At 43.7% G+C, this 22,875-nt stretch carries 17 protein-coding genes and 8 tRNA genes; 1 reads left to right on the plus strand and 24 read right to left on the minus strand.

Going from position 1 to position 22,875, the window contains the following annotated elements; translation table 11 throughout:
* Positions 1-18: 18 nt before the first annotated feature.
* From CXF83_RS17005 to recA, 11 genes are all read right to left on the minus strand, one after another.
* Positions 19-110: transfer RNA gene (locus CXF83_RS17005), tRNA-Ser, on the minus strand.
* Between the two features lie 104 nt (positions 111-214).
* Positions 215-291 (minus strand) — tRNA-Arg (locus CXF83_RS17010).
* A gap of 32 nt (positions 292-323) precedes the next feature.
* A tRNA-Arg gene (locus CXF83_RS17015) sits at positions 324-400 on the minus strand.
* A gap of 30 nt (positions 401-430) precedes the next feature.
* A tRNA-Arg gene (locus CXF83_RS17020) sits at positions 431-507 on the minus strand.
* 33 nt (positions 508-540) lie between these two features.
* Positions 541-617 (minus strand) — tRNA-Arg (locus CXF83_RS17025).
* 31 nt (positions 618-648) lie between these two features.
* Positions 649-725: transfer RNA gene (locus tag CXF83_RS17030), tRNA-Arg, on the minus strand.
* A 32-nt stretch (positions 726-757) separates the two neighbouring features.
* Positions 758-834, minus strand: a tRNA-Arg gene (locus CXF83_RS17035).
* Positions 835-855: 21 nt separating this feature from the next.
* A tRNA-Ser gene (locus CXF83_RS17040) sits at positions 856-947 on the minus strand.
* A gap of 200 nt (positions 948-1,147) precedes the next feature.
* Complete coding sequence (csrA, locus tag CXF83_RS17045; protein WP_101090617.1) at positions 1,148-1,345, minus strand: carbon storage regulator CsrA; 198 nt, start codon at positions 1,343-1,345, stop codon at positions 1,148-1,150.
* Between the two features lie 474 nt (positions 1,346-1,819).
* On the minus strand, positions 1,820-4,444 hold the full coding sequence (gene alaS / locus CXF83_RS17050; RefSeq protein WP_101090616.1) for an alanine--tRNA ligase: 2,625 nt from the start codon (positions 4,442-4,444) through the stop codon (positions 1,820-1,822).
* A 469-nt stretch (positions 4,445-4,913) separates the two neighbouring features.
* Positions 4,914-5,981, minus strand: coding sequence for a recombinase RecA (recA, locus tag CXF83_RS17055; RefSeq protein WP_101090615.1), 1,068 nt, complete (start codon positions 5,979-5,981; stop codon positions 4,914-4,916).
* A 319-nt stretch (positions 5,982-6,300) separates the two neighbouring features.
* Between recA and mutS the strand changes: the two genes are divergently transcribed.
* On the plus strand, positions 6,301-8,883 hold the full coding sequence (gene mutS / locus CXF83_RS17060; protein WP_101090614.1) for a DNA mismatch repair protein MutS: 2,583 nt from the start codon (positions 6,301-6,303) through the stop codon (positions 8,881-8,883).
* A gap of 75 nt (positions 8,884-8,958) precedes the next feature.
* On the opposite strand, the gene rpoS is transcribed toward mutS, so the two are convergent.
* The 13 genes from rpoS to rlmD all read right to left on the minus strand — a co-directional run bounded on the left by rpoS (position 8,959) and on the right by rlmD (position 22,819).
* Complete coding sequence (rpoS, locus tag CXF83_RS17065; RefSeq protein WP_101090613.1) at positions 8,959-9,927, minus strand: RNA polymerase sigma factor RpoS; 969 nt, start codon at positions 9,925-9,927, stop codon at positions 8,959-8,961.
* Between the two features lie 76 nt (positions 9,928-10,003).
* Positions 10,004-10,900 (minus strand): peptidoglycan DD-metalloendopeptidase family protein, encoded by an 897-nt coding sequence (locus CXF83_RS17070; protein WP_101090612.1) that lies wholly within the window; start codon positions 10,898-10,900, stop codon positions 10,004-10,006.
* Positions 10,901-10,982: 82 nt separating this feature from the next.
* Positions 10,983-11,618: a protein-L-isoaspartate(D-aspartate) O-methyltransferase gene (locus CXF83_RS17075; RefSeq protein WP_101090611.1), complete on the minus strand. Its 636-nt coding sequence runs from the start codon at positions 11,616-11,618 to the stop codon at positions 10,983-10,985.
* Between the two features lie 34 nt (positions 11,619-11,652).
* Complete coding sequence (surE, locus tag CXF83_RS17080; protein WP_101090610.1) at positions 11,653-12,405, minus strand: 5'/3'-nucleotidase SurE; 753 nt, start codon at positions 12,403-12,405, stop codon at positions 11,653-11,655.
* A complete protein-coding gene (gene truD, locus CXF83_RS17085) occupies positions 12,402-13,469 on the minus strand; it encodes a tRNA pseudouridine(13) synthase TruD (RefSeq protein ID WP_101090609.1) in 1,068 nt (355 codons plus the stop codon). Before truD ends, surE begins: the two co-directional genes overlap by 4 nt.
* A gap of 15 nt (positions 13,470-13,484) precedes the next feature.
* On the minus strand, positions 13,485-13,964 hold the full coding sequence (gene ispF, locus CXF83_RS17090; RefSeq protein ID WP_101090608.1) for a 2-C-methyl-D-erythritol 2,4-cyclodiphosphate synthase: 480 nt from the start codon (positions 13,962-13,964) through the stop codon (positions 13,485-13,487).
* Positions 13,965-14,002: 38 nt separating this feature from the next.
* On the minus strand, positions 14,003-14,704 hold the full coding sequence (gene ispD, locus CXF83_RS17095; RefSeq protein WP_101090607.1) for a 2-C-methyl-D-erythritol 4-phosphate cytidylyltransferase: 702 nt from the start codon (positions 14,702-14,704) through the stop codon (positions 14,003-14,005).
* Positions 14,705-14,737: 33 nt separating this feature from the next.
* Positions 14,738-15,034: a cell division protein FtsB gene (gene ftsB, locus CXF83_RS17100; RefSeq protein WP_101090606.1), complete on the minus strand. Its 297-nt coding sequence runs from the start codon at positions 15,032-15,034 to the stop codon at positions 14,738-14,740.
* Between the two features lie 90 nt (positions 15,035-15,124).
* Entirely contained in the window at positions 15,125-16,420 is a 1,296-nt protein-coding gene (gene eno, locus CXF83_RS17105) for a phosphopyruvate hydratase (protein ID WP_101090605.1), read from the minus strand.
* Between the two features lie 128 nt (positions 16,421-16,548).
* Complete coding sequence (locus tag CXF83_RS17110) at positions 16,549-18,186, minus strand: CTP synthase (protein WP_101090604.1); 1,638 nt, start codon at positions 18,184-18,186, stop codon at positions 16,549-16,551.
* A gap of 116 nt (positions 18,187-18,302) precedes the next feature.
* The gene (mazG, locus tag CXF83_RS17115; protein ID WP_101090603.1) at positions 18,303-19,106 is read right to left on the minus strand and encodes a nucleoside triphosphate pyrophosphohydrolase; all 804 of its coding nucleotides are present in this window, start codon (positions 19,104-19,106) and stop codon (positions 18,303-18,305) included.
* A gap of 24 nt (positions 19,107-19,130) precedes the next feature.
* Complete coding sequence (relA, locus tag CXF83_RS17120; RefSeq protein WP_101090602.1) at positions 19,131-21,344, minus strand: GTP diphosphokinase; 2,214 nt, start codon at positions 21,342-21,344, stop codon at positions 19,131-19,133.
* 137 nt (positions 21,345-21,481) lie between these two features.
* The gene (rlmD, locus tag CXF83_RS17125) at positions 21,482-22,819 is read right to left on the minus strand and encodes a 23S rRNA (uracil(1939)-C(5))-methyltransferase RlmD (RefSeq protein WP_101090601.1); all 1,338 of its coding nucleotides are present in this window, start codon (positions 22,817-22,819) and stop codon (positions 21,482-21,484) included.
* Positions 22,820-22,875 lie beyond the last annotated feature (56 nt).

Raw genomic sequence — 22,875 nt, forward strand, 5'->3', positions numbered from 1 at the left:
TTTTTTGTATTTTAAGAATGGCGGAGAGGGAGGGATTCGAACCCTCGATGGGATTTAACGCCCATACTCCCTTAGCAGGGGAGCGCCTTCGGCCACTCGGCCACCTCTCCGCAAAACATGGTGCGCGTGGAAGGAGTTATATTCACCATCCGTTTAATTAGTTTCCAAAGACATTATCGATGAAAACTAAAACGCAAAATCTGTAAGCCTTATATGGTGCGGATGGGAGGAGTCGAACCTCCGACCGCCTGGTTCGTAGCCAGGTACTCTATCCAGCTGAGCTACATCCGCATATATAAAGATAAAACATTTAAAAAACTTAATGGTGCGGATGGGAGGAGTCGAACCTCCGACCGCCTGGTTCGTAGCCAGGTACTCTATCCAGCTGAGCTACATCCGCATATATTAAGGTAAAAAATTAAAAACTTTATGGTGCGGATGGGAGGAGTCGAACCTCCGACCGCCTGGTTCGTAGCCAGGTACTCTATCCAGCTGAGCTACATCCGCATATATAAAGGTAAAGCAATTAAAACAACTTAATGGTGCGGATGGGAGGAGTCGAACCTCCGACCGCCTGGTTCGTAGCCAGGTACTCTATCCAGCTGAGCTACATCCGCAAATATTAAGCAAAACTTTCAAATGATTTAATGGTGCGGATGGGAGGAGTCGAACCTCCGACCGCCTGGTTCGTAGCCAGGTACTCTATCCAGCTGAGCTACATCCGCTCACTAAAACATTTAAACACAACAGTAAATTATGGTGCGGATGGGAGGAGTCGAACCTCCGACCGCCTGGTTCGTAGCCAGGTACTCTATCCAGCTGAGCTACATCCGCATCGTCGTTTACTGTAAGAAATGGCGGAGAGGGAGGGATTCGAACCCTCGATGGGATTTAACGCCCATACTCCCTTAGCAGGGGAGCGCCTTCGGCCACTCGGCCACCTCTCCGTTTCTTGGCGCACATATTACTGTTTGCCGAAAATAAGTCAAACCATTTCGAAGAAACTATTTCCGTTTGGACTGTTTTTAAGCATGTTGACTGTATATCCGCCTAAGAACGCCCATAATAAGACTTTTCATATCCTAAAAAATAAAAAAGCCAGTTAAAAAACTAGCTTCTAAAATTCTCAGTAATCATCAAACTACAATCAGAAGTTTCCGCCTTCTGGAGCAGTCCCTGATTTTTCAGATTGAATGCGTTGATATATCTCTTCACGATGGACAGAGATTTCTTTAGGTGCATTAACACCAATTCTTACTTGGTTACCTTTAACGCCTAATACAGTGACCGTAACTTCATCACCAATCATCAGTGTTTCACCAACACGACGAGTCAATATCAGCATTATGTTGCTCCTTTAGTTCCTAAACTTGCTTTATACGGCATTATTCCGCTATATACTTATTATAGAGTTAGCTTAGTACAAATTAACAGTATTCAATTTGAAATACGCCAATTAATTGCACCTTTACTGCCTTTATATACAGTTCTAGCATCAAAACCCTACAAGCCATATTAAAAAAATTCTGCACTAAAAGGCTATTATTAAACATAGAGATTAAACGGGCATGAAAACAGTTTGAAGACCATTTCAGCAACACCTCTAAAATCCATTAGCCAAACAACATTACATTGTCACAATCACCATACCAAAGTTAACTGTTATATCTACTAGTTTTCTCGTAAATAGTGATATTTATGCAATTAGTTTGCTAAACATAGCCGCTACCATTAGCACTTATGCTAACTTTTAGCCTTCAGACAACAAAAAACGCTCATAAAGAGCGTTTTTCAAACTTTCATTCAACAGCTATCTCGATTAAGCCAGCTTGTCAGAAATCCAAGGTATAACGCTATCTAATGCACTTTGAAGGTTTTCAGGCTGGCTACCACCTGCTTGTGCCATATCAGGACGCCCACCGCCTTTACCACCAACTTGCACAGCGATGGAAGCTATAAGTTCACCTGCTTTCACTTTGCCAGTGAGATCTTTAGTGACACCCGCAATGAGGTTCACCTTGGCGTCGCCAGCAATCCCTAATACAACAATACCAGACTTAAGCTTCTGCTTGAGTTCATCTTGCAAACCGCGAAGCGAACCTGCATCGACACCATCAAGCTTCTTAACTAAAACTTTAATACCATTGACGTCAACAGCTTCACCAACGAGATCGGCACTGGTTGCTGCCGCAAGTTTATCTTTTAACTGTGCAAGCTCTTTCTCAAGCAACTTAGCCTTATCCAGTTGTGCCTTGAGCTTTACCACAACAGAGGCACTATCGCCTTTCAATAACGACGCAGCTTCTTCCAGCTGATCCTGCTGCTTAGCAATATAAGCCATTGCAGCTGCCCCTGTTACCGCTTCGATTCGACGTATACCCGCGGCAATACCACCTTCAGAGGTGATCTTAAACAAGCCAATATCACCAGTACGACCTACGTGTGTTCCGCCACAGAGCTCAATTGAGAAGTCTCCCATAGAGACAACACGAACTTCATCGTCATACTTCTCGCCAAATAACGCCATAGCGCCTTTCTCTTTGGCTTGCTCTATGTCCATCACTTCAGCAGTTAACGCGTGGTTATGGCGGATTTGAGTATTAACCAATTCTTCTACTTCTTTGACCTCAGAGGCTTTAACGCCTTCAAAATGAGAGAAGTCGAAACGTAAACGTTCAGGGTCAACTAACGAGCCTTTCTGAGTTACGTGCGTACCTAACACTTGGCGCAACGCTGCATGAAGTAAATGCGTAACGGAGTGGTTTAGCTCTGTTCTATGACGACGGTCTTTGTCGACATCAGTAGAAACAGACAGACCAACTTTAATTGAGCCGCTCGCTAACTTGCCAATATGGCCAATTGCTTGGCCGTATTTTTGGGTATCAGTAACGTTATACTCAACACCATCAGCAATAAGCACACCTTTGTCGCCACACTGGCCACCAGATTCACCGTAAAATGGTGTGTTATCCAGTACAATTACCGCTTCGTCACCTGCAGCAAGCTCATTGACCGATTCACCCGCTTTATAGATAGCAATAATCGTCGCTTGGTTATTAAGACTCTCATAACCAACGAAAGCACTTTGTGCATCTATCTTTAGACCATCATTGTAATCAGTTTCAAACTGACCAGCGGCTTGAGCACGGCTTCGCTGCTCTGCCATGGCAGTTTTAAAACCAGCTTCATCGACAGTGATATCTCGCTCGCGACAAACATCTGCGGTTAAATCAACTGGGAATCCGTATGTGTCATACAATTTAAAGGCTGTTTCACCGTCTAATACATCACCTTTAAGATTTGTTAACGCATTATCAAGAATACCTAGACCGCGCTCGAGTGTACGAGCAAACTGCTCTTCTTCAGCTTTAAGTGACTTTTCAACTATTGGTTGCGTAGCCACTAAACCTTTAGCGGCATCACCCATAACTTCGATCAGAGTCGGAACCAGCTTATAAAAGAAGCTGCTAGTAGCACCTAATTTATTTCCGTGACGAACGGCACGGCGAATAATACGACGTAATACATAACCGCGGCCTTCATTCGATGGCATCACACCGTCAGCAATTAAAAATGCACATGAGCGGATATGATCGGAGATAACACGTAGTGATTTATTTTCTAAATCAGTAACGCCGAGGATTTCAGCCGTCTTTTTGATTAACGCTTGGAAAATATCAATCTCATAGTTTGAATGCACGCCCTGCATAATCGCAGCAATTCGCTCAATCCCCATTCCTGTATCAACAGAAGGTCGAGGTAACGGATTCATATCACCATTTGATTGACGGTTATACTGCATGAATACGATGTTCCAGATCTCAATAAATCTGTCACCGTCTTCTTCTGGCGTACCGGGACGGCCACCCCAGATATGTTCGCCGTGATCATAGAAAATTTCAGAACAAGGACCACAAGGTCCTGTGTCGCCCATCTGCCAGAAATTATCGGAAGCATAAGCAGCGCCTTTGTTATCGCCTATACGAATAACATTTTCAGGTGCAATACCGATTTTTTTCGTCCAGATATCGTAAGCTTCGTTATCGGTGTCGTAAATAGTGACGCATAAACGCTCTTTGGGCAGTTTTAGCTCTTTAGTTAGAAAATTCCAAGCAAAGTTTATCGCTTCTTCTTTGAAGTAATCACCAAAGCTAAAGTTACCGAGCATTTCAAAAAATGTATGGTGGCGCGCTGTGTAACCAACATTATCTAAATCATTATGCTTACCGCCCGCTCTTACACATCGCTGAGATGAGGTGGCACGGCTATAATTGCGCTTGTCTTCTCCAAGAAATACGTCTTTGAACTGGTTCATACCCGCATTAGTAAATAATAACGTAGGGTCATTAGTTGGCACTAGAGAGCTACTATCAACGACCTGATGACCATTGGTACCGAAATATGCCAAGAAAGCACTACGCAGTGCTGCAGTAGTTTGATACATGAAACCGTCCTGAATTAGGTTGTGCAACTAGCCCGAAAAAGAGCCTAATGATAAATTTTTATGAAAAGCATTATAAGCAGTGTCATGGCTAACAACCAGCCCTGTAGTGACAAAACTGCGTAGACAGCTAAAAAAATGGGTATTGCGGGATCATTCTAAGATATGAGTGGTGAAAATGAGGTTGCTAGCAAATGACAAATTAATCGTAAGGATCACATTCAAGAGCATAAGATATTTGTTCGAATGAAGACTTTGCCCTATTAGATAACGACTGTCGTCTAAATAGACTGTAAGAGCACGGCTATTAGCACCATTTTAATTTTTAGTACGTCAAACTCAGAAAGTTTAGTTTGGTTTGGATTTTTTACGGGAATGATCACGGCGCGCTATAAGCGCGCCGTGACGTGTAATGCTGATTGGGGCATAAGTATTAAAAAGCTAACTTACCAAGCTAACTCAAAAAAGGGACTTAAAAAACTTCGCCTGTTTCTAAATCAACATTGTCACCTGCAGTGTCAGTAGTTTCCGCTGTTACTTTTTCGCCTTTGCCTAATAACATTGAACGCAAAGTAGCCTCAATTTCGTCAGACACTTCTGGGTTTTCAATTAAATACTTACCAGCGTTTGCACGGCCTTGACCAATTTTACTGCCTTTATATGCATACCAAGCACCTGACTTTTCAATTAACTTATGAATAACGCCTAAGTCAACTAGCTCGCCAGTACTGTTAATACCTTTGCCATAAAGGATTTGGAATTCAGCTTGCTTAAACGGCGCAGCAATTTTGTTCTTAACCACTTTAACGCGCGTTTCGTTACCAATAACTTCATCGCGGTCTTTGATCGCACCAGTACGGCGAATATCTAAACGAACAGAAGCGTAGAACTTAAGTGCGTTACCACCAGTCGTGGTTTCAGGGTTACCAAACATGACACCAATTTTCATACGAATTTGGTTAATGAAGATAAGCAAAGTGTTTGATTGCTTAAGGTTACCTGCAAGTTTACGCATTGCTTGGCTCATCATACGCGCCGCTAGGCCCATGTGAGAGTCACCAATTTCGCCTTCAATTTCAGCTTTTGGCGTTAATGCCGCCACGGAGTCAACAACAATAACGTCAACTGCGCCAGAACGACTCAATGCATCACAAATCTCTAACGCTTGCTCACCAGTATCAGGTTGTGAGCAAAGTAAATTATCAATATCAACACCTAGATTCTTTGCATAGATGGGGTCCAAAGCATGCTCGGCATCGATAAATGCACAAATCTTGCCCTGCCTCTGTGCTGCAGCAATCACTTCCAACGTTAGTGTTGTTTTACCTGATGATTCTGGACCGTAGATTTCGCAAATACGCCCCATAGGCAGGCCACCAGCACCCAACGCCACATCCAAAGATAGAGAGCCAGTAGAGATTGTTTCAACATCCATTGAACGATTTTCGCCCAACTTCATAATTGAACCTTTACCAAATTGCTTTTCAATTTGACCTAAAACGGCGTTTAACGCTTTCTCTTTATTTGGATCTATCTTCATTATTATTTCCTTAAAATCACAGTGCTAACACAGTTTCAGCACTGTATTATCATTTTGATGACGACTCTAATATCTACTTTAGGGCCTCAATATGAAACTAGTATACTGTACAATCATACAGTATCAAGTACTGTGCAAGATTTTTTTATTAAACCAACAAAATCATACAGATAAGCAATAGTACGTAAAAAACGCCCTTAGTTAGCAGTATTTCATCATAATAATCCCCACTAAGATGAGTAAAAAATTGTTAAGATTGGCAACCATAAATGTTTAATGGCCACTACGCGCCGCAGTAAAGTACAGGCAAAGCAAATTGATGACTGCTATTGATCCGCAAAACTTAGAAAAACACACCCCGATGATGCGTCAATATTTGACGCTAAAAGCGGAAAATCCAGATATGTTGCTATTTTATCGCATGGGGGACTTCTACGAGCTTTTTTACGAAGATGCCAAACTCGCTTCTGAGTTGCTCGGTATCTCATTAACAGCACGCGGAAAAAGTGGTGGCGACCCGATCCCTATGGCTGGCCTACCCTACCACGCTGTTGAAGGGTATTTAGCGAAGCTAGTGCAACTTCGTGTGTCTGTCGCGATCTGCGAGCAAGTAGGCGATCCAGCCACTTCAAAGGGGCCAGTTGATCGCAAAGTTGTCCGTCTCGTCACCCCAGGGACTTTGACTGATGAAGCCTTGCTACAAGAGAAGCAAGATAATTTACTTGCCGCACTCTATCAAGGCAAAGCGGGATATGGTTACGCGACTCTTGATATCGCATCCGGCCGTTTTGTGGTCACAGAGCTGAAAGATACCGAGTCTCTGGAAGCTGAATTGCAAAGAACCAATCCGGCAGAATTGCTTTATAGCGAAGACTTTTCACAAATGAGTCTTATTGCAGGCATGAATGGCACTCGCCGTCGACCCGAGTGGGAATTTGATTTTGAGACTTGCCACCGTTTGCTGCTAAGTCAATTTGGCACTAAAGACCTTAAAGGTTTCGGTATTGAAGATGCCAGACTGTCACTGCAAGCTGCAGGTTGCCTAATGCAGTATGTGAAAGATACTCAGCGTACAGCATTACCACATATAAACTCTATCATACGTTTTAACCAAGCTGACAGCATCATACTTGATGCTGCGACGCGTCGTAATTTAGAGTTAACAGTAAACCTGCAAGGCGGACAAACTAACACCTTAGCCTCTGTATTAGATAATACAGTTACAGCTATGGGTAGCCGCATGCTACAGCGCTGGTTGCATCAGCCACTGCGTGATCACCAAGTCATAAATGCTCGACAGTCATCTATTGCCGAGTTAATTACCAGTGAGCATTACCTTACCCTTGCTGAAGACTTAAAAGCGTTAGGTGACGTTGAGCGAATAACAGCTCGTATCGCCCTTCGCAATGCCCGACCAAGAGATTTTGCGCGCTTACGTCAAGCATTAGGCTTGTTACCGCAACTACAGCAAACGCTTAAGTCGACAACAGTTCCTCACCTTCAATACCTGTCTCAAGTCATTGGCGAGTTCCCTGAGGAACTAGTCTTGCTGTCAAATGCCATTGTCGATAATCCACCAATGCTTATTCGTGATGGTGGTGTAATACGTGACGGTTATGATGCAGAGCTTGATGAATGGCGTGTACTAAGCGCCGGTGCTACCGATTACCTTGCCCAGTTGGAAGCTCGAGAGAAAGAACAAACAGGGATATCTACCCTAAAAGTCGGCTACAACCGAGTACATGGATACTACATTGAAGTCAGCCGCCGCGAATCAGATCTGGTGCCCTTGAGTTATCAACGCCGTCAAACGCTAAAAAACACAGAGCGTTATATCATTGCGGAACTGAAAGAACACGAAGAAAAAGTCCTTTCAAGCCAAGGTAAAGCACTCGCATTAGAAAAACAGTTATGGGAACAGTTATTTGACCTCCTATTGCCGAAAATACATGAGCTGCAAGAGTTTGCCAAAGCCGCGGCTGAATTGGATGTCTTGTGTAACTTTGCTGAACGCGCTGAAACACTTAACTACGCCTGCCCAGAACTATCAGAAGCTTCAGGAATACATATAGAAGCAGGTCGCCATCCTGTTGTCGAGCAAGTAAGTCAAAGTCCCTTTATAGCGAACCCAGTAACGCTAGATGACCAACGTAAAATGCTGATTGTTACCGGTCCAAACATGGGGGGTAAGTCCACCTATATGAGGCAGATAGCCTTAATCACCTTGATGGCACATATTGGTTGTTACGTTCCTGCGGAGCATGCCGTAATTGGCCCTGTCGATAGAATATTTACCCGTATTGGCGCGTCAGACGATCTCGCTTCTGGACGATCGACTTTTATGGTCGAGATGACCGAAACGGCGAATATCCTTCATAATGCAACGCCAAACAGTCTGGTCTTAATGGATGAGATTGGCCGTGGTACATCTACCTACGATGGCTTATCATTGGCATGGTCGGCTGCAGAGTATTTAGCCAAAAACCTTAACGCAATGACGCTATTTGCAACGCATTACTTTGAGTTAACCCAGCTTCCTGAGCTGATGGATAACGTCGAAAATGTGCATCTGGATGCCGTTGAACATGGTGATTCAATCGTGTTTATGCATGCGGTGCAAGAGGGCCCAGCCAGTCGAAGTTACGGATTGCAGGTTGCCGCACTTGCAGGTGTGCCAAACAGCGTCATAAGTGCTGCCAAACAAAAGCTTCACCATTTAGAAAGCCGCGATCAGGCAATGGAGCAGTCGCAAAATGGTCAGATTTTGGCTCAACAAGCCATCAGTTTACCAACACAAGCATCATCAGCTGTGATTGAGGCACTTGAAAAGCTCAATCCCGATGAACTGACACCAAGGCAAGCGCTCGATTATCTTTATCACTTAAAAAAGTTGTCACTGTAATAATATAAGTCTCTTTGCTTTAAGCAATAGAAACAAAAAAGGCGCCAGCGGCGCCTTTTCTTTATCTACCGGTTGCTAAATTCTAAAAATAGCCTCAACAGATAGACCTTGGGCGCCTAACAAATCTTTTAAGCGCTTTAATGCTTCAACTTGAATTTGGCGTACACGCTCACGGGTTAAGCCAATCTCTTTACCGACGTTTTCAAGTGTTGATGGCTCATAGCCTAATAAACCAAATCGGCGCGCTAGCACTTCTCTTTGCTTGGTATTAAGTTCATCTAACCACTTCACTACTGATTTCGACATATCTTCATCTTGAACCTTATAATCAGGTCCAACATTGTCGTCATCAGCTAATACATCCAGTAACGCCTTATCACTTTCGCCACCCAACGGGGTATCAACTGAGGTGATGCGTTCGTTTAACTTGAGCATACGACTGACATCGCTGCTTGATAGATCGAGTTTATCTGCAATTTCTTCTGCGGTAGGCTCATGGTCTAATTTTTGAGCTAGCTCTCGTGCTGTACGCAGGTAAACATTAAGCTCTTTTACGACATGGATGGGTAATCGAATCGTACGAGTCTGATTCATAATTGCTCGTTCGATTGTTTGTCTAATCCACCACGTCGCATAAGTTGAGAATCTGAAACCACGTTCAGGATCGAACTTCTCTACGGCACGGATTAAGCCCAAATTACCTTCTTCAATAAGATCGAGCAGCGCTAAGCCACGATTATTATATCGACGTGCAATTTTTACGACTAATCTGAGGTTACTTTCGATCATGCGGTTGCGGGATTTTTCACAGCCTTTAAGTGACTTGCGTGAAAAAAACACCTCTTCTTCTGCGCTGAGAAGGGGGGAAAATCCTATTTCACCTAGATACAGTTGTGTCGCATCGAGGTTTTTTTGTAAATCGTCTTGTACTTGTTGCTCCAACTCTGCTTCTTTAACTTCCTTTTTATTGACGTCTGATGTTAATCCTTTTACAGAAGTATTCGTAGGTTTTTCTGCCACTACGGCATTATTTGTTCTGCCCATAATATATCTCCCAAATTTCATATTTAACTACTGCACTGTACTGTCCTCCGATTTGCCAAACTGGCAGCCTAATCAACTATTGCTTAGGCAAATATTTAAGTGGGTTTACTGACTTCCCATGATAACGGATCTCAAAATGTAGCATGACCCGATTAGTGCCGGTATTACCCATTTCAGCAACTGTCTGTCCAACATTAACAAGTTGCTTTTCTTTTACTAAGATCTTATCAGCATGTGCATATGCACTTAGATAATCGTCACTATGCTTTATAATAACTAAATTACCATAACCTCGTAGTGCACTTCCTGCATAAACCACTCTACCACTAGCAGCAGCTTTAATTGCATCACCACGATTACCCGCGATCTTTATTCCTTTATTTCCCTGCTCTTTGGCTGAGAAAGTTCCAATCACCTTACCTTTCACAGGCCAGAACCACCGACTTACCTTTTTAGGTAAGGTTGACTCTCGCTTGTGGATAACAGGGTTAACAACTTGTTGACTGCTTGTTACAGAGTACGCAGGCTTTGCAACTTGATCAAGCTGTTTTTTTGACGCTGTTTTAGTCGTTTTTTTATCAACGGAATTAGGCTTAACACTTTGTTTACTAACAGCTTTAGTGTTCTTCGCTGTCGATTTAACAGCTGTTTTTGACGTTTTTTTGGCAGTATTAGTATTTGTAACAGATTTTTTAGAGCGAAAACTCAATACCTGTCCAGGGTAGATGGTATAAGGCTTTCGCAGGTTATTGACCTTAGCAACATCAGCAAAATCTTTATTTGCCCCCCAAGAGATAGAGTACAAGGTATCGCCCTGTTTAACTTTATATCGGCTACTGGTAATCGAACCTCTGTCATAAGACGGCTTTATCGGGGAGTTCAAGGATTCCACGGGTGCGGGGCGCTCAGCTTGGAAGCTGCAACCTGATAATGCAAAAGTAAAAATGATACAGAAGTACGCAATAAACTTCATATGACTCGGCTACCCCAAATCGCAAATCTGCGACCATGACTTAAAATTTAGGACAAGGACTACAACAAGAGTAACAATAAAGTTAAGCAAGTTCACCACTCACTAATGGCACAAATCGCACAACCTCTATTGCCTCTGACACACATTTATCACCCACACGAGTGACTTTCAGTAATTGCTGAGATGCTTCTCCTACAGGGATAACAAGCACACCACCCTCTGCTAGCTGTTCTATTAACGCGCTAGGCACACTCGCAGCAGCAGCGGTGACCATAATCGCATCATAAGGCCCTTTACTCGGCCAGCCTTGCCAACCGTCGCCATATTTAAAAGCAATATTATGTAGATCAAGCTTTTTTAAACGTTGTCTTGCTTGAATTTGTAGGCTCTTAATCCGTTCAACAGTACATAGCTGTGGTACTAACTGAGCTAATATTGCCGCTTGATAACCTGAACCAGTGCCTATTTCTAGCACCTTTTTCGGTTTACTTTGCAATAAAATCTCGGTCATCCTGGCAACAATATAAGGTTGCGATATGGTCTGTCCTTGACCAATTGGCAGTGCCGTATTTTCATAGGCTTTATGCCCTAGCGCAGCATCTAAAAAACGCTCTCTTGGCGTATTAGCCACCGCTTTTAAAACTGACTCTTGACGGATGCCAGCTTCATACAGACTTTTTGCTAGATTCAAAGCTGACGTTGACGCGAGCCGGTTCATAAATAACGGTTCCAATAGTATTAAAATTATTTGTCTACAACTCTACGGTTGCTAACCAAGTCGTCATTGCCGCTAACTGCTCAAAGGCGGTTAAGTCGACAGTCAATGGCGTTATAGAAACATAGCCGTTGGCAACAGCATAAAAGTCAGTACCTTCACTTGCGTCTTGTTGATCACCTGGCGGGCCTAACCAAAATATCTCTTTGCCTGCGGGATCTTGTGTCCTGATCATCCCTTCAGCTCTATGCCTTGCACCCAATCGAGTGATCTTGATGCCTTTAACATCAGTAATAGGCAGGTCAGGCACATTGATATTCAAAATCTTATCTTGCGCAATAGGTTGTTTCTGTAAGCCTTTAACAATTTTCAACGCAAAATAAGCTGCTGTTTCATAATGTTTTAACTCAGAGCCCACAAGCGAAATAGCTATCGCTGGAAAGCCTAAGAAGCGGCCCTCCATTGCTGCCGCAACAGTGCCAGAATAGAGAGTATCATCGCCCATATTTGCACCAGCGTTGATCCCCGACACTACCATGTCTGGTTCATCTTGATACAACTCTCTTATCGCAAGGTGTACACAATCAGTTGGAGTGCCGCTCACCGAGATATAACCATTGTCTAACTTATTCAGCCGCAGTGGATTGGTCAAGGTCAGCGAGTTACTCGCACCAGAGCAGTTACGATCTGGGCCAACAGTTAAGGTTTCTGCTATCTGCTTTAACGCGTTTGTCAAAGCAACGATACCTTCGGCATTTACACCATCATCGTTACTAATTAAAATTTTCATTCTGTTGCAACGAGTTCCTGTTGTGCCGCTAGCATTTGTTTTCTAGCCACCTCTTGCACATCTTGATACTCAAACAGTTCTCGTAAGACAGAAGTAGCATAAGAGCCTGATGGTAAAGCAAATTTAAGCGTAATGGTATCTTCTTCAATTTGATACTGTAAATGCTGTGGTTCAAGTAGCAGAGCACGACGCTCCTGACTTAGCCCCGCATGTTCTAATCCATCACGATCAATCGCTAAGTCTTCAAGCGCGTTTGCTTCCACTTCAGCGGCGTCAGCTTGAGCTAATGGCAAACCACGCCCCCACATAGGAGCCGAGAGTTGGATATCTTTTTTGGCCAAACGTGCGGTTAAGGTTTCATCCCATTGCTCGGCAATGAAATAGCTCTTGCTACCCGCCAGCATGACACAATCACCGCTTAGCGTCGCAATGCCATGTGAGGCTAATCTCGCGGATGTAGCCACATTAAACACATTCGAGCGAACAGCAGAAAGATACATACTGCGTTTATTGCGGTCTTTAACATTGCGACCGCCAAACATCTGCCGACCAAATACAAGGTTCTTGCCTTCATGACCAAAACGTTGCTCACCAAAATAATTGGGGACACCTATTTGAGTTATCTTTTCCAACCGAGCGACAACATCGTCAATCTCAGTGACGTTTCTCAATACTAAGGTGAAACGGTTTCCCGCCAAAGCCCCTATCCGTAATTTTTTGCCATGACGAGAAGCGGTCATCACTGTGATTTTGTCACTGTTAAGTGCTTGCCAATTAGGTGTTTCTTTACCTGGGATACGAACACCAAACCATTGTTCGGTCACTGCATGTTTATCTTTTTGCCCTGCGTAAGTCACCTCTTTTGGATGAACATGAGCAAAACTTGAGAGCATTTTTGCGACTTCGAGTGTATTAAGGCCATCTTTGCGAATGTGTAGCAGGTGGTGCTCGCCCTCGCCTGTTGGCACAAAAGGCAGAATTTCTTGTACTAAGAAATCACTATTATGTGTTCTTAGATCAGCAGTAGCTGCGGGCTTACCGTGTAAATAATGAAGTTCGCTCATATCTCTATAATCTCTTTATATCTTTGCCAGCAGCACTACAGCTTCAACTGCAATACCTTCTTTTCTGCCTGTGAAACCAAGCTTCTCTGTCGTTGTCGCTTTAACATTAATATCGCCAATATCAGACTGCAGATCCGCAGCTAACAAACAACGAATACTTTCTATATGTGGTGCCATCTTTGGGGCTTGCGCAATAATGGTCACATCCAAATTTGATAACGAAAAGCCTAAATCCAGCACCAATTTATAACAGTGCCTCAGCAAGACCCGGCTGTCAGCGCCTTTAAACTGGGCGTCAGTATCCGGAAAGTGCTTACCTATATCACCCAATGCCATTGCACCGAGTATTGCATCAGAAATGGCATGTAACACCACATCACCATCTGAGTGCGCAATAAGACCAACATCGAAAGGGACAACAACGCCGCCTAAGATCAATGGTGGTTCGCCGCCAAATTTATGCACATCGAACCCATGGCCAATTCTAATTTTCATTTCAATTCCTAGTGATGACACTAACCAGCGTTTAAACGTTAGCCTATGCTGCTTAGATTTTTAAGAAATAGCGAAGCCAGCTGCAGATCATCAGGATGGGTCACTTTGATGTTGTCAGCGCGACCGCTAATAATACCCGGCATAATGCCTGCCCACTCCATAGCTGACGCTTCGTCAGTGATAAGTGCTCCTGCAGCCAATGCAGCTTTTAGATTATCCCTTAACGGCTTAACAGGAAAATACTGCGGTGTTAAGGCATGCCAAAGTTTGTCACGGCAAACAGTATTACATATCTCGCCATTATCCTTGCTGCGCTTCATGGTGTCACGCACTGGAGCGCCTAATATCGCCCCTTGTGGAAAGACCGAGCTTGAAGCTATGAGTTTATCGATATCGGCATGACTTAAACAGGGGCGCGCCGCATCATGTACTAACACCCAACTGTCTTCATCAGCATGTTGCAGAGCCGCAAGCACTGAGTCAGCTCGCTCATTTCCGCCAATTACGGCTAATAATTTAGGATGTGTCGCCTGAGGCAGCGTTGAAAAATACTTATCTTGTGGATGGAGCGCAATGATCACCGTTGAGATGCCAGCATGACTCAACAAGCAATCCAAAGTGTGTCCGAGGATCGTTTGCTCGTTAAGGGCTAAATACTGTTTTGGCACCTCAGCACCCATGCGACTGCCTATCCCTGCGGCTGGTACGACAGCGATGATTTGTTTAGTTGATTGGCTCATTAAAGAATTCCACTTAGCAGCTGATATCTAGCATCAATCATTCTGTTTTGAGAGGCGGTCACCACCAACAACTCGAAAGAATGTCTCTCCCTCTTTAACCATGCCTAATTCGTTACGGGCTCGCTCTTCAATCGCTTCAGTTCCGCTACGTAGATCATTGATTTCTTCTCTTAATACTTGGTTTCTAGCCACCAATTGTGCATTGCTCTCTTGCTGTAGTTTAATCTGCTCTTGCAGGTGAATAGAGTCCGCAAGGCTTTTATCCCCTAACCAAAGGCGATATTGCAGCAAGATAAGTAACACTATTAAGGCAAGAAGAAGGCGTTTCATGATGCTAAATAGAAAGAGTCTGGGAATAGTAAACAGATAGTACAACAAAAAAGGCCACCGAGTGGTGGCCTTTTCAAAATTTATAGCAAATTATGCTTGGCCTTTAATCTCGCTTAAGCCGTTATAAGGTGCTTTTTCGCCAAGTTGCTCTTCGATACGCAGTAATTGGTTGTATTTAGCAACACGGTCACTACGACATAGAGAACCTGTCTTAATTTGGCCAGCAGAAGTCGCAACAGCAAGATCAGCAATAGTTGAATCTTCTGTTTCGCCGCTACGGTGTGAAATAACAACAGTGTAACCCGCTTCTTTCGCCATGCGAATTGCAGCTAATGTCTCAGTAAGTGAACCAATTTGGTTGAACTTAATAAGAATTGAGTTAGCGATATTGTTGTCGATACCACGCTTTAAGATTTTAGTGTTAGTCACGAATAAATCGTCACCCACTAATTGAATCTTGTCGCCCATGATTTGAGTTTGGTAAGCCCAACCATCCCAATCAGACTCATCTAAGCCATCTTCGATTGATGCAATTGGATACTGCTCAGTTAATGACTTAAGGAAGTCAGAGAAACCGTTTGCAGTGAAAACTTTGCCTTCGCCAGCAAGATTATACTGACCATCTTTGTAGAACTCAGAAGCAGCACAGTCAAGTGCAAGCGTGACATCAGTGCCTAGCTTGTAACCCGCTTTTTCAACAGCAATCTTGATCATAGCAAGTGCGTCTGCGTTAGAAGCAAGGTTTGGAGCAAAACCACCTTCATCACCAACAGCAGTGTTTAAGCCTTTAGACTTAAGTACGCTCTTTAGACTATGGAAAATTTCTGCGCCCATACGTAATGCTTCACGGAAGCTCTTAGCACCAACAGGTTGAACCATGAACTCTTGGATATCAACGTTGTTATCAGCGTGCTCACCACCGTTCAAGATGTTCATCATAGGAACAGGCATTGAGTACTGACCTGGAGTACCGTTCAGCTCAGCAATGTGCGCATATAAAGGCATACCTTTAAATGCAGCAGCCGCTTTTGCAGCAGCCAAAGAAACAGCAAGGATCGCGTTAGCGCCTAACTTATCTTTGTTCTCAGTGCCGTCAACATCAATCATAATCTGATCGATTGTCGCTTGTGCCGTTGCATCTTGGCCCAGTAACGCGTCTTTAATAAGACCGTTAATGTTTGCCACTGCCTTTAATACACCTTTACCCATGTAGCGAGACTTGTCGCCATCACGAAGTTCTAGTGCTTCACGGCTACCCGTAGATGCGCCAGATGGTGCTGCAGCCATACCCATGAATCCGCCTTCTAAATGAACTTCAGCTTCAACAGTTGGGTTACCGCGAGAATCCATGATTTCGCGACCGATAATGTTAATAATCTTAGCCATAATGCCCTCGATTTAAGTTTGAAAGATAAATTTAAAGTAAAAAGTAAAACGAATTTGTAATATCTAAACTCACATCACCAAAAACAAAAAAACCGCTCCCATTACATGGAAGCGGTTGATATTTTGGTTTAGCCTAAATCGCGTTTCTGATACGCGGCAGCTGCTGCAATAAACCCTTCAAATAATGGCTGACCATCACGAGGTGTCGATGTAAATTCAGGGTGGAATTGACTCGCTACAAACCATGGGTGATTTGGTAGCTCAATCATTTCAACCAATTGACGATCTGAAGAAAGGCCACTAAAAATCATGCCTGCATTTTCAAGACGATCTTTGTAGTTGTTGTTCACTTCATAACGATGACGATGACGCTCAACACAACTGAGTTCTTTATAGGCTCCAGCCGCTTTTGTGCCTTCTTCTAGATGGCATAACTGCGCACCTAAGCGCATAGTACCGCCTAGATCTGATGTTTCATGACGCTCTTCAACCTGACCTTCTTCGTTAGTCCACTCAGTGATCAAGCCAACTACAGGATGTGGTGTCTCTTTATTGAATTCAGTTGAATGCGCACCCTCAAGGCCCGCAACGTTACGTGCAAACTCAATCAGCGCAACTTGCATACCTAAACAGATACCAAAGTAAGGTAAGTTATTCTCACGAGCGTATTTAGCCGCCATGATCTTACCTTCGATACCACGTTCACCGAATCCGCCAGGAACCAAGATACCGTCAAGACCTTTAAGGACTTCGTCGCCTTTAGCTTCAACGTTTTGTGAATCAATGTACTTAATATGCACAGATACACGATTAAACAGACCCGCGTGCTTCAACGCTTCGTTAACTGATTTATAGGCATCAGGTAGTTCAATATACTTACCGACCATACCAATAACGATTTCGCCTGTTGGGTTCGCTTCTTGGTAGATAACGTGTTCCCACTCGTGCAAATCAGCTTCAGGACAATCAATGCCAAAACGCTTAGTGACCAGTTGATCAAGATTCTGCGCTTTAAGCAAAGCAGGGATCTTATAGATACTATCAACATCTTTAAGTGAAATAACGGCACGTTCTTCTACATTACAAAATAGCGAAATTTTCGCTTTCTCATTTGCAGGTACAGGACGGTCACCACGACAAACCAACACATCAGGAGCGATACCGATTGAACGGAGCTCTTTAACTGAATGCTGGGTAGGCTTGGTTTTAACTTCGCCTGCAGCGCCTAAGAACGGCACTAACGTAAGGTGCATAAAGAGTGTTCTTTCGCGACCGAGTTCAACACCCAGTTGACGAATAGACTCAAGGAAAGGCAGTGATTCAATATCACCTACCGTGCCGCCAATCTCAACGATGGCAACATCGTGGCCTTCGCCACCAGCGAGTACCTTTTCTTTAATTGCATTGGTGATATGTGGGATAACCTGAATAGTGGCTCCCAAATAATCGCCACGACGTTCTTTACGCAATACTTCTTCGTAAATTCGACCGGTAGTAAAGTTATTACGGCGATTCATCTTGGTACGAATGAAACGCTCATAGTGACCTAAATCAAGATCTGTTTCCGCGCCGTCTTCAGTCACAAACACTTCACCGTGCTGTGTTGGACTCATGGTACCTGGATCAACGTTAATGTATGGATCCAGCTTCATAATGGTTACGTTTAGGCCACGGGCCTCTAAAATTGCAGCCAAAGATGCTGCTGCAATGCCTTTACCTAGTGATGAAACAACGCCACCAGTAACGAAGATATACCTTGTAGTCATTCTGAACCTGAGAAAAATGAGTTGGAAATATGTGCTTGTAAGAAAGCACGAGGACGGGGAAATATTATACCAAAGCATAGCGGATTCGACAAACTAGAATTAACCTAAAATTCAGTTTATTTGTCCGACTCAGCTCGTTTCACTTGATCCCAATAGCTATCCAATTCTGCTAATGTGTGTTCACTCATCGGCTTACCGTTAGCTTCGGCACTAGTTTCAACCCCTCTAAAGCGCCTTTCAAACTTTTGATTTGCTTGCCTTAATGCAGCTTCAGGCTCAACTCCCAAGTGCCGAGCTAGATTGACCACCGCAAATAGCAGATCACCCATTTCATCTTTAACTCTAGCAGGATCAATATCGTCTTGATTGACCTCATGCAGTACTTCATCAATCTCCTCGTGGATTTTTGCAACCACTGGAGGCAATTCAGGCCAATCAAAACCGACACGAGAGACTCTTTTTTGAATTTTCATCGAACGAGAAAGTGCTGGTAGGTTAAGAGGAATATCATCTAGTACTGAATGTTGTTCACGCTCTGCGCGTTCAGATGCCTTAATTTTTTCCCAGTTTTGTTTTATCTGATCGGTACTACTGCTTTTGAGGTCGGTAAATACATGCGGGTGACGCCGAGTCAACTTATCGCAAATGCGATTAATGACAGTGTCAAAATCAAACATGCCCTGCTCTTTACCCAACTGGCAATAAAATACCACCTGAAACAATAGGTCACCTAACTCGTCTGGCAGTTCATCAAGTGCAATACGCTCGATGGTATCGGCGACTTCATAGGCTTCCTCTAAAGTGAAAGGCACGATTGATTGAAACGTTTGGGCTTTATCCCAAGCACAACCCGATTGAGGATCTCGCAGCTTTTGCATAATCGTCAGCAAAGGCTGCATGTTTCCCACTGGCTTAGTCATTAAGCTTTCCTACTTTATGTTGGCTTATACTCTACGAGCTTCGCTGACGCCATCGACTTGTGACAACTTGGCCATCACACGAGATAAACCATCCAAATTGTACAGTTCAAGCTCAAGTTCAATGGCTGCTGTTTGCGTTTTGACATCTGACGATGAGCTCATTGCAAGAACATTAGACTTTTCCGCAGCAAGTACAGATGTCAGATCTCTAAGCAATCCCGAACGATCACTTGCAATCACTCGTAAACGAATTTTGTAGCCGCCGGAGTAGTTCTCTCCCCAGACAACATCAACAGAACGTTCTGGTTGGGCGCGAATAAGCTCTTTTACTTGATCGCAATCGGCACGATGCACCGAGATACCACGGCCTTTAGTAATGAAACCGAAAATCTCATCACCGGGGACCGGCTGACAACATTTAGCAATGTGGCTCATTAAATTGCCTACGCCGTTAACCTCTACCTGTCCTTGCCCTTTTCTGGCCGGTTTGCTGTGACTCTTTTTAACAAGATCTTCTAGTACCTCTTCGTCAGACTGCTCGTGAGTACGCAACTTGCTTTGAACATGGTTAACAACTTGATTAAGACGAACATCACCACCACCGATCCCGGCAAGGAGATCGTCCATGCTGACCATGTTAAATCGTTCCACGGCGGATTGAGCGTCTTTGAGTTTTAAGTTAGTGCGCGCCAGTTCGTTTTCAAGCATTTCACGGCCTGCAACAATGTTTTTGTCTCTATCTTGTTGCTTAAACCAATGTTGGATCTTAGAGCGTGCCCGTGACGTTTTGATATAGCCTAGATTAGGATTAAGCCAATCTCTTTTCGGATTTGGATTTTTAGAAGTAATGATTTCAATCCGCTGCCCTGTTTCAACTTGGTAAGTAAACTGGACAATACGGCCGTCAACCTTGGCGCCAATACACTTATGTCCGACATGCGAATGAATATAGTAAGCAAAATCCAGCACCGTCGAACCTAGCGGAAGATCAACAACTTCGCCACTAGGGGTAAATACATAGACACGGTCTTCAAAAACTTGGCTACGTACCTCTTCGACGAGGTTACCGCTTTCAGCGACATCTTCTTGCCACTGTAGGATTTTACGTAACCAGTTAATCTTTTCTTCATAGCCGCTTTGCTTGCCACTGCTACTTGCACTGCCCTCTTTATATTTCCAGTGGGCGGCGACACCTAATTCAGCATCTTCGTGCATCTGTTCAGTACGGATTTGAATCTCGACTGTTTTACCTTCAGGCCCCACCACAATAGTGTGGATTGACTGATAGCCATTCGGCTTAGGGTTAGCGACGTAATCGTCGAATTCACGCGGAATATGATGCCAAAGAGTATGTACAACACCCAATGCTCCATAGCAATCTTGTAGTCTGTCGGTAACAATTCTTACCGCTCGAACATCAAACAACTCATCAAATTTGAGTTGCTTGCCATTCATCTTTTTCCAGATGCTGTAGATATGTTTTGGACGGCCATACACTTTGGCTCGGATCTCGTCCTGATCTAAACGCGCTTGCAGCTGGCTCACAAAGTCGTCGATAAAGGTTTCTCTATCGAGGCGTTTACCATCAAGTTGCTTGGCGATATCTTTATAAGTTTGCGGATGCAGGTAGCGAAAAGAGATATCTTCAAGCTCCCATTTCAACTGCCCAATACCAAGACGATTTGCCAACGGTGCATACACATCAGCAATCTCTCTCGCAATAAGTACCTTTACGTCTTCGTCGGCATTCTTAATTTCCCGCAGCAAACAAATACGCTCAGCAAGCTTAATCACCACGGCACGCACATCTTCAACCATCGCCAGCAACATTTTACGAATGTTGTCTATTTGCGGCTCACCATGGCGGGTTTGATTGTTAACTTTTAGCGCACCAATGGCATTCATGGTTTCCACACTGGAGACCAAAACTTCAAGTTTTGGGCCAAAGCGCTCTTGAATGTCTTCTTGAGTGATTAAGTCTGCATCAAAAACAACAAACAAAATGGCAGCTTGCAGCGTTTCAATATCCATATTCAAAGGTGCAAGGATTTCAATCATCTCTCGAGCACGTTGCAGTACAGGAAGGTTGGCCTCTTTATTTTGGCCCACTAATAACTCAACCTGCTCTATCAACTCCAAAAGAGTTTTGGCTTCGTTGGAATCACTAATATAACGTTTTACCCACTCTTCTAGTTGAAAGTGAGGGTCGTTAAAATGTGCTTCGCGAACTGATACCATCGTCTATTATTCCTTTACGTCTCGAAGTGGATTAAACCAAAAACATCAGTCCAAACCATTAAAATTCAGACCTTCTATCTTCAGCATTGAGCGTATATTGTCAATAAACAAACGCTGACAATCGTAACTAAAGTTGTCTATTTATCCAGTTCAAATAATGCCATTGATTCTAAATGGTGTGTTTGTGGAAACATATCCACCAAGGCTATCTTTTTAAGTGCATAACCTTGCTTTAATATCACTTCGCTATCACGCGCTAAGCTTGCAGGATTACAAGAGACATAAACCAACGCCTTAGGTTTAAGCTTCTTTAGCGATAACATGCTTTCATAAGCCCCCGCTCTTGCAGGATCAATCAGCATCTTATCCACTTTGCCTAACCATGGTTCTTGTGACAAATCCGCGCTTAAATCGGCATGAAAAAAGGACACTTTATCTAAACCACTATGCTGCGCGTTAAGCGTTGCCTGAGCCACCATGGCTGGCACCCCTTCAACACCAATAACTTCAGCGCCACTTTTAGCTAATGGCAAACTAAAATTACCGATACCACAAAACAGATCAAGCACCCGCTCATCTGCTTGAGGGTTAAGCCAGTCTACCGCTTGCTTGACCATTGCTTGGTTAACCGCTGCGTTAACTTGAATGAAGTTACCCGCTGAAAACTTAAGTTCAGTATCGCTGTCACCCAAACAATAGAATGGTTGTTCACCATTGCCGCTAAGATGTTCAGTCTCGGCATTATCGTCTTGCAACACCAGATTGAGCACCTTGCTCTCACCAAATGCAGCCAAACGTTCTCTGTCTTTATCCGATAACGCCTTGGTAATACGTAATACTACAAAAATGCCGTTGTCAGCCTGGGTCAATTCTACATGCCCTAACGCTTTTTTGCCGCTGAGCTGATTTAATAAGTAAGCCAGATCAGGGATCAACCCCGATAGTGGTTTTGTCATTACAGCACAGGATTGGATCTCTACGACGTCGCTGCTACTACTGGCCCGAAACCCTAAACTAATATGTTTGGTGTTTCGATCAAACCAAGTCGCTAAGCGCGCTCTTCGACGATAGTGCCAAGGCGAATCACTCAATGTATCACAGACTTCACTTGCCTGAGTTTGAGCAAATTTAGCGACCAATTCCTGCAATGCTCGAGCTTTGTGTGCTCGTTGAGCCTCTATATCTAGATGCTGTAAATCACAACCGCCACAGCTAGCATAATGCGGGCACGCAGGCTCGACACGCTCGCTTGATGGTTTTTCAACCTTTAACAGTTTTGCTCTAGAAAACTTCTTTTTCTGCTCAGTCAACTGGACTTGAACCGTTTCGCCAGGAAGTGCACCGCTTATAAACACAATCTTCCCTTGATCATGAGCAATGCCTGCACCGAGATGATCCAGCTGGGTTACAGCCAAAGATAACTTTGAGGATAATTGTTTAGATCTATTTGGTTTTGCTTTAAAAAATTGTGCCATGTTACTCTCTAAATAGATAAAAAAAACTGGCCAACACAGGCTGTTACTGGCAGTCT

Origin of the sequence: Shewanella sp. Choline-02u-19, assembly GCF_002836205.1 — a bacterium.
Taxonomy (GTDB): Bacteria; Pseudomonadota; Gammaproteobacteria; order Enterobacterales; family Shewanellaceae; genus Shewanella.

Bases quoted from the DNA above. Each gene is read 5' to 3' on its own strand.
- surE (WP_101090610.1), bottom strand. From the start codon at position 12,405: ATGAAAATTTTAATTAGTAACGATGATGGTGTAAATGCCGAAGGTATC.
- CXF83_RS17070 (WP_101090612.1), bottom strand. From the start codon at position 10,900: ATGAAGTTTATTGCGTACTTCTGTATCATTTTTACTTTTGCATTATCA.
- mutS (WP_101090614.1), top strand. From the start codon at position 6,301: ATGACTGCTATTGATCCGCAAAACTTAGAAAAACACACCCCGATGATG.
- csrA (WP_101090617.1), bottom strand. From the start codon at position 1,345: ATGCTGATATTGACTCGTCGTGTTGGTGAAACACTGATGATTGGTGAT.
- CXF83_RS17110 (WP_101090604.1), bottom strand. From the start codon at position 18,186: ATGACTACAAGGTATATCTTCGTTACTGGTGGCGTTGTTTCATCACTA.
- alaS (WP_101090616.1), bottom strand. From the start codon at position 4,444: ATGTATCAAACTACTGCAGCACTGCGTAGTGCTTTCTTGGCATATTTC.
- eno (WP_101090605.1), bottom strand. From the start codon at position 16,420: ATGGCTAAGATTATTAACATTATCGGTCGCGAAATCATGGATTCTCGC.
- rlmD (WP_101090601.1), bottom strand. From the start codon at position 22,819: ATGGCACAATTTTTTAAAGCAAAACCAAATAGATCTAAACAATTATCC.
- relA (WP_101090602.1), bottom strand. From the start codon at position 21,344: ATGGTATCAGTTCGCGAAGCACATTTTAACGACCCTCACTTTCAACTA.
- ispD (WP_101090607.1), bottom strand. From the start codon at position 14,704: ATGAGCCAATCAACTAAACAAATCATCGCTGTCGTACCAGCCGCAGGG.
- ispF (WP_101090608.1), bottom strand. From the start codon at position 13,964: ATGAAAATTAGAATTGGCCATGGGTTCGATGTGCATAAATTTGGCGGC.
- rpoS (WP_101090613.1), bottom strand. From the start codon at position 9,927: ATGGGCAGAACAAATAATGCCGTAGTGGCAGAAAAACCTACGAATACT.
- mazG (WP_101090603.1), bottom strand. From the start codon at position 19,106: ATGACTAAGCCAGTGGGAAACATGCAGCCTTTGCTGACGATTATGCAA.
- recA (WP_101090615.1), bottom strand. From the start codon at position 5,981: ATGAAGATAGATCCAAATAAAGAGAAAGCGTTAAACGCCGTTTTAGGT.
- truD (WP_101090609.1), bottom strand. From the start codon at position 13,469: ATGAGCGAACTTCATTATTTACACGGTAAGCCCGCAGCTACTGCTGAT.
- ftsB (WP_101090606.1), bottom strand. From the start codon at position 15,034: ATGAAACGCCTTCTTCTTGCCTTAATAGTGTTACTTATCTTGCTGCAA.
- CXF83_RS17075 (WP_101090611.1), bottom strand. From the start codon at position 11,618: ATGAACCGGCTCGCGTCAACGTCAGCTTTGAATCTAGCAAAAAGTCTG.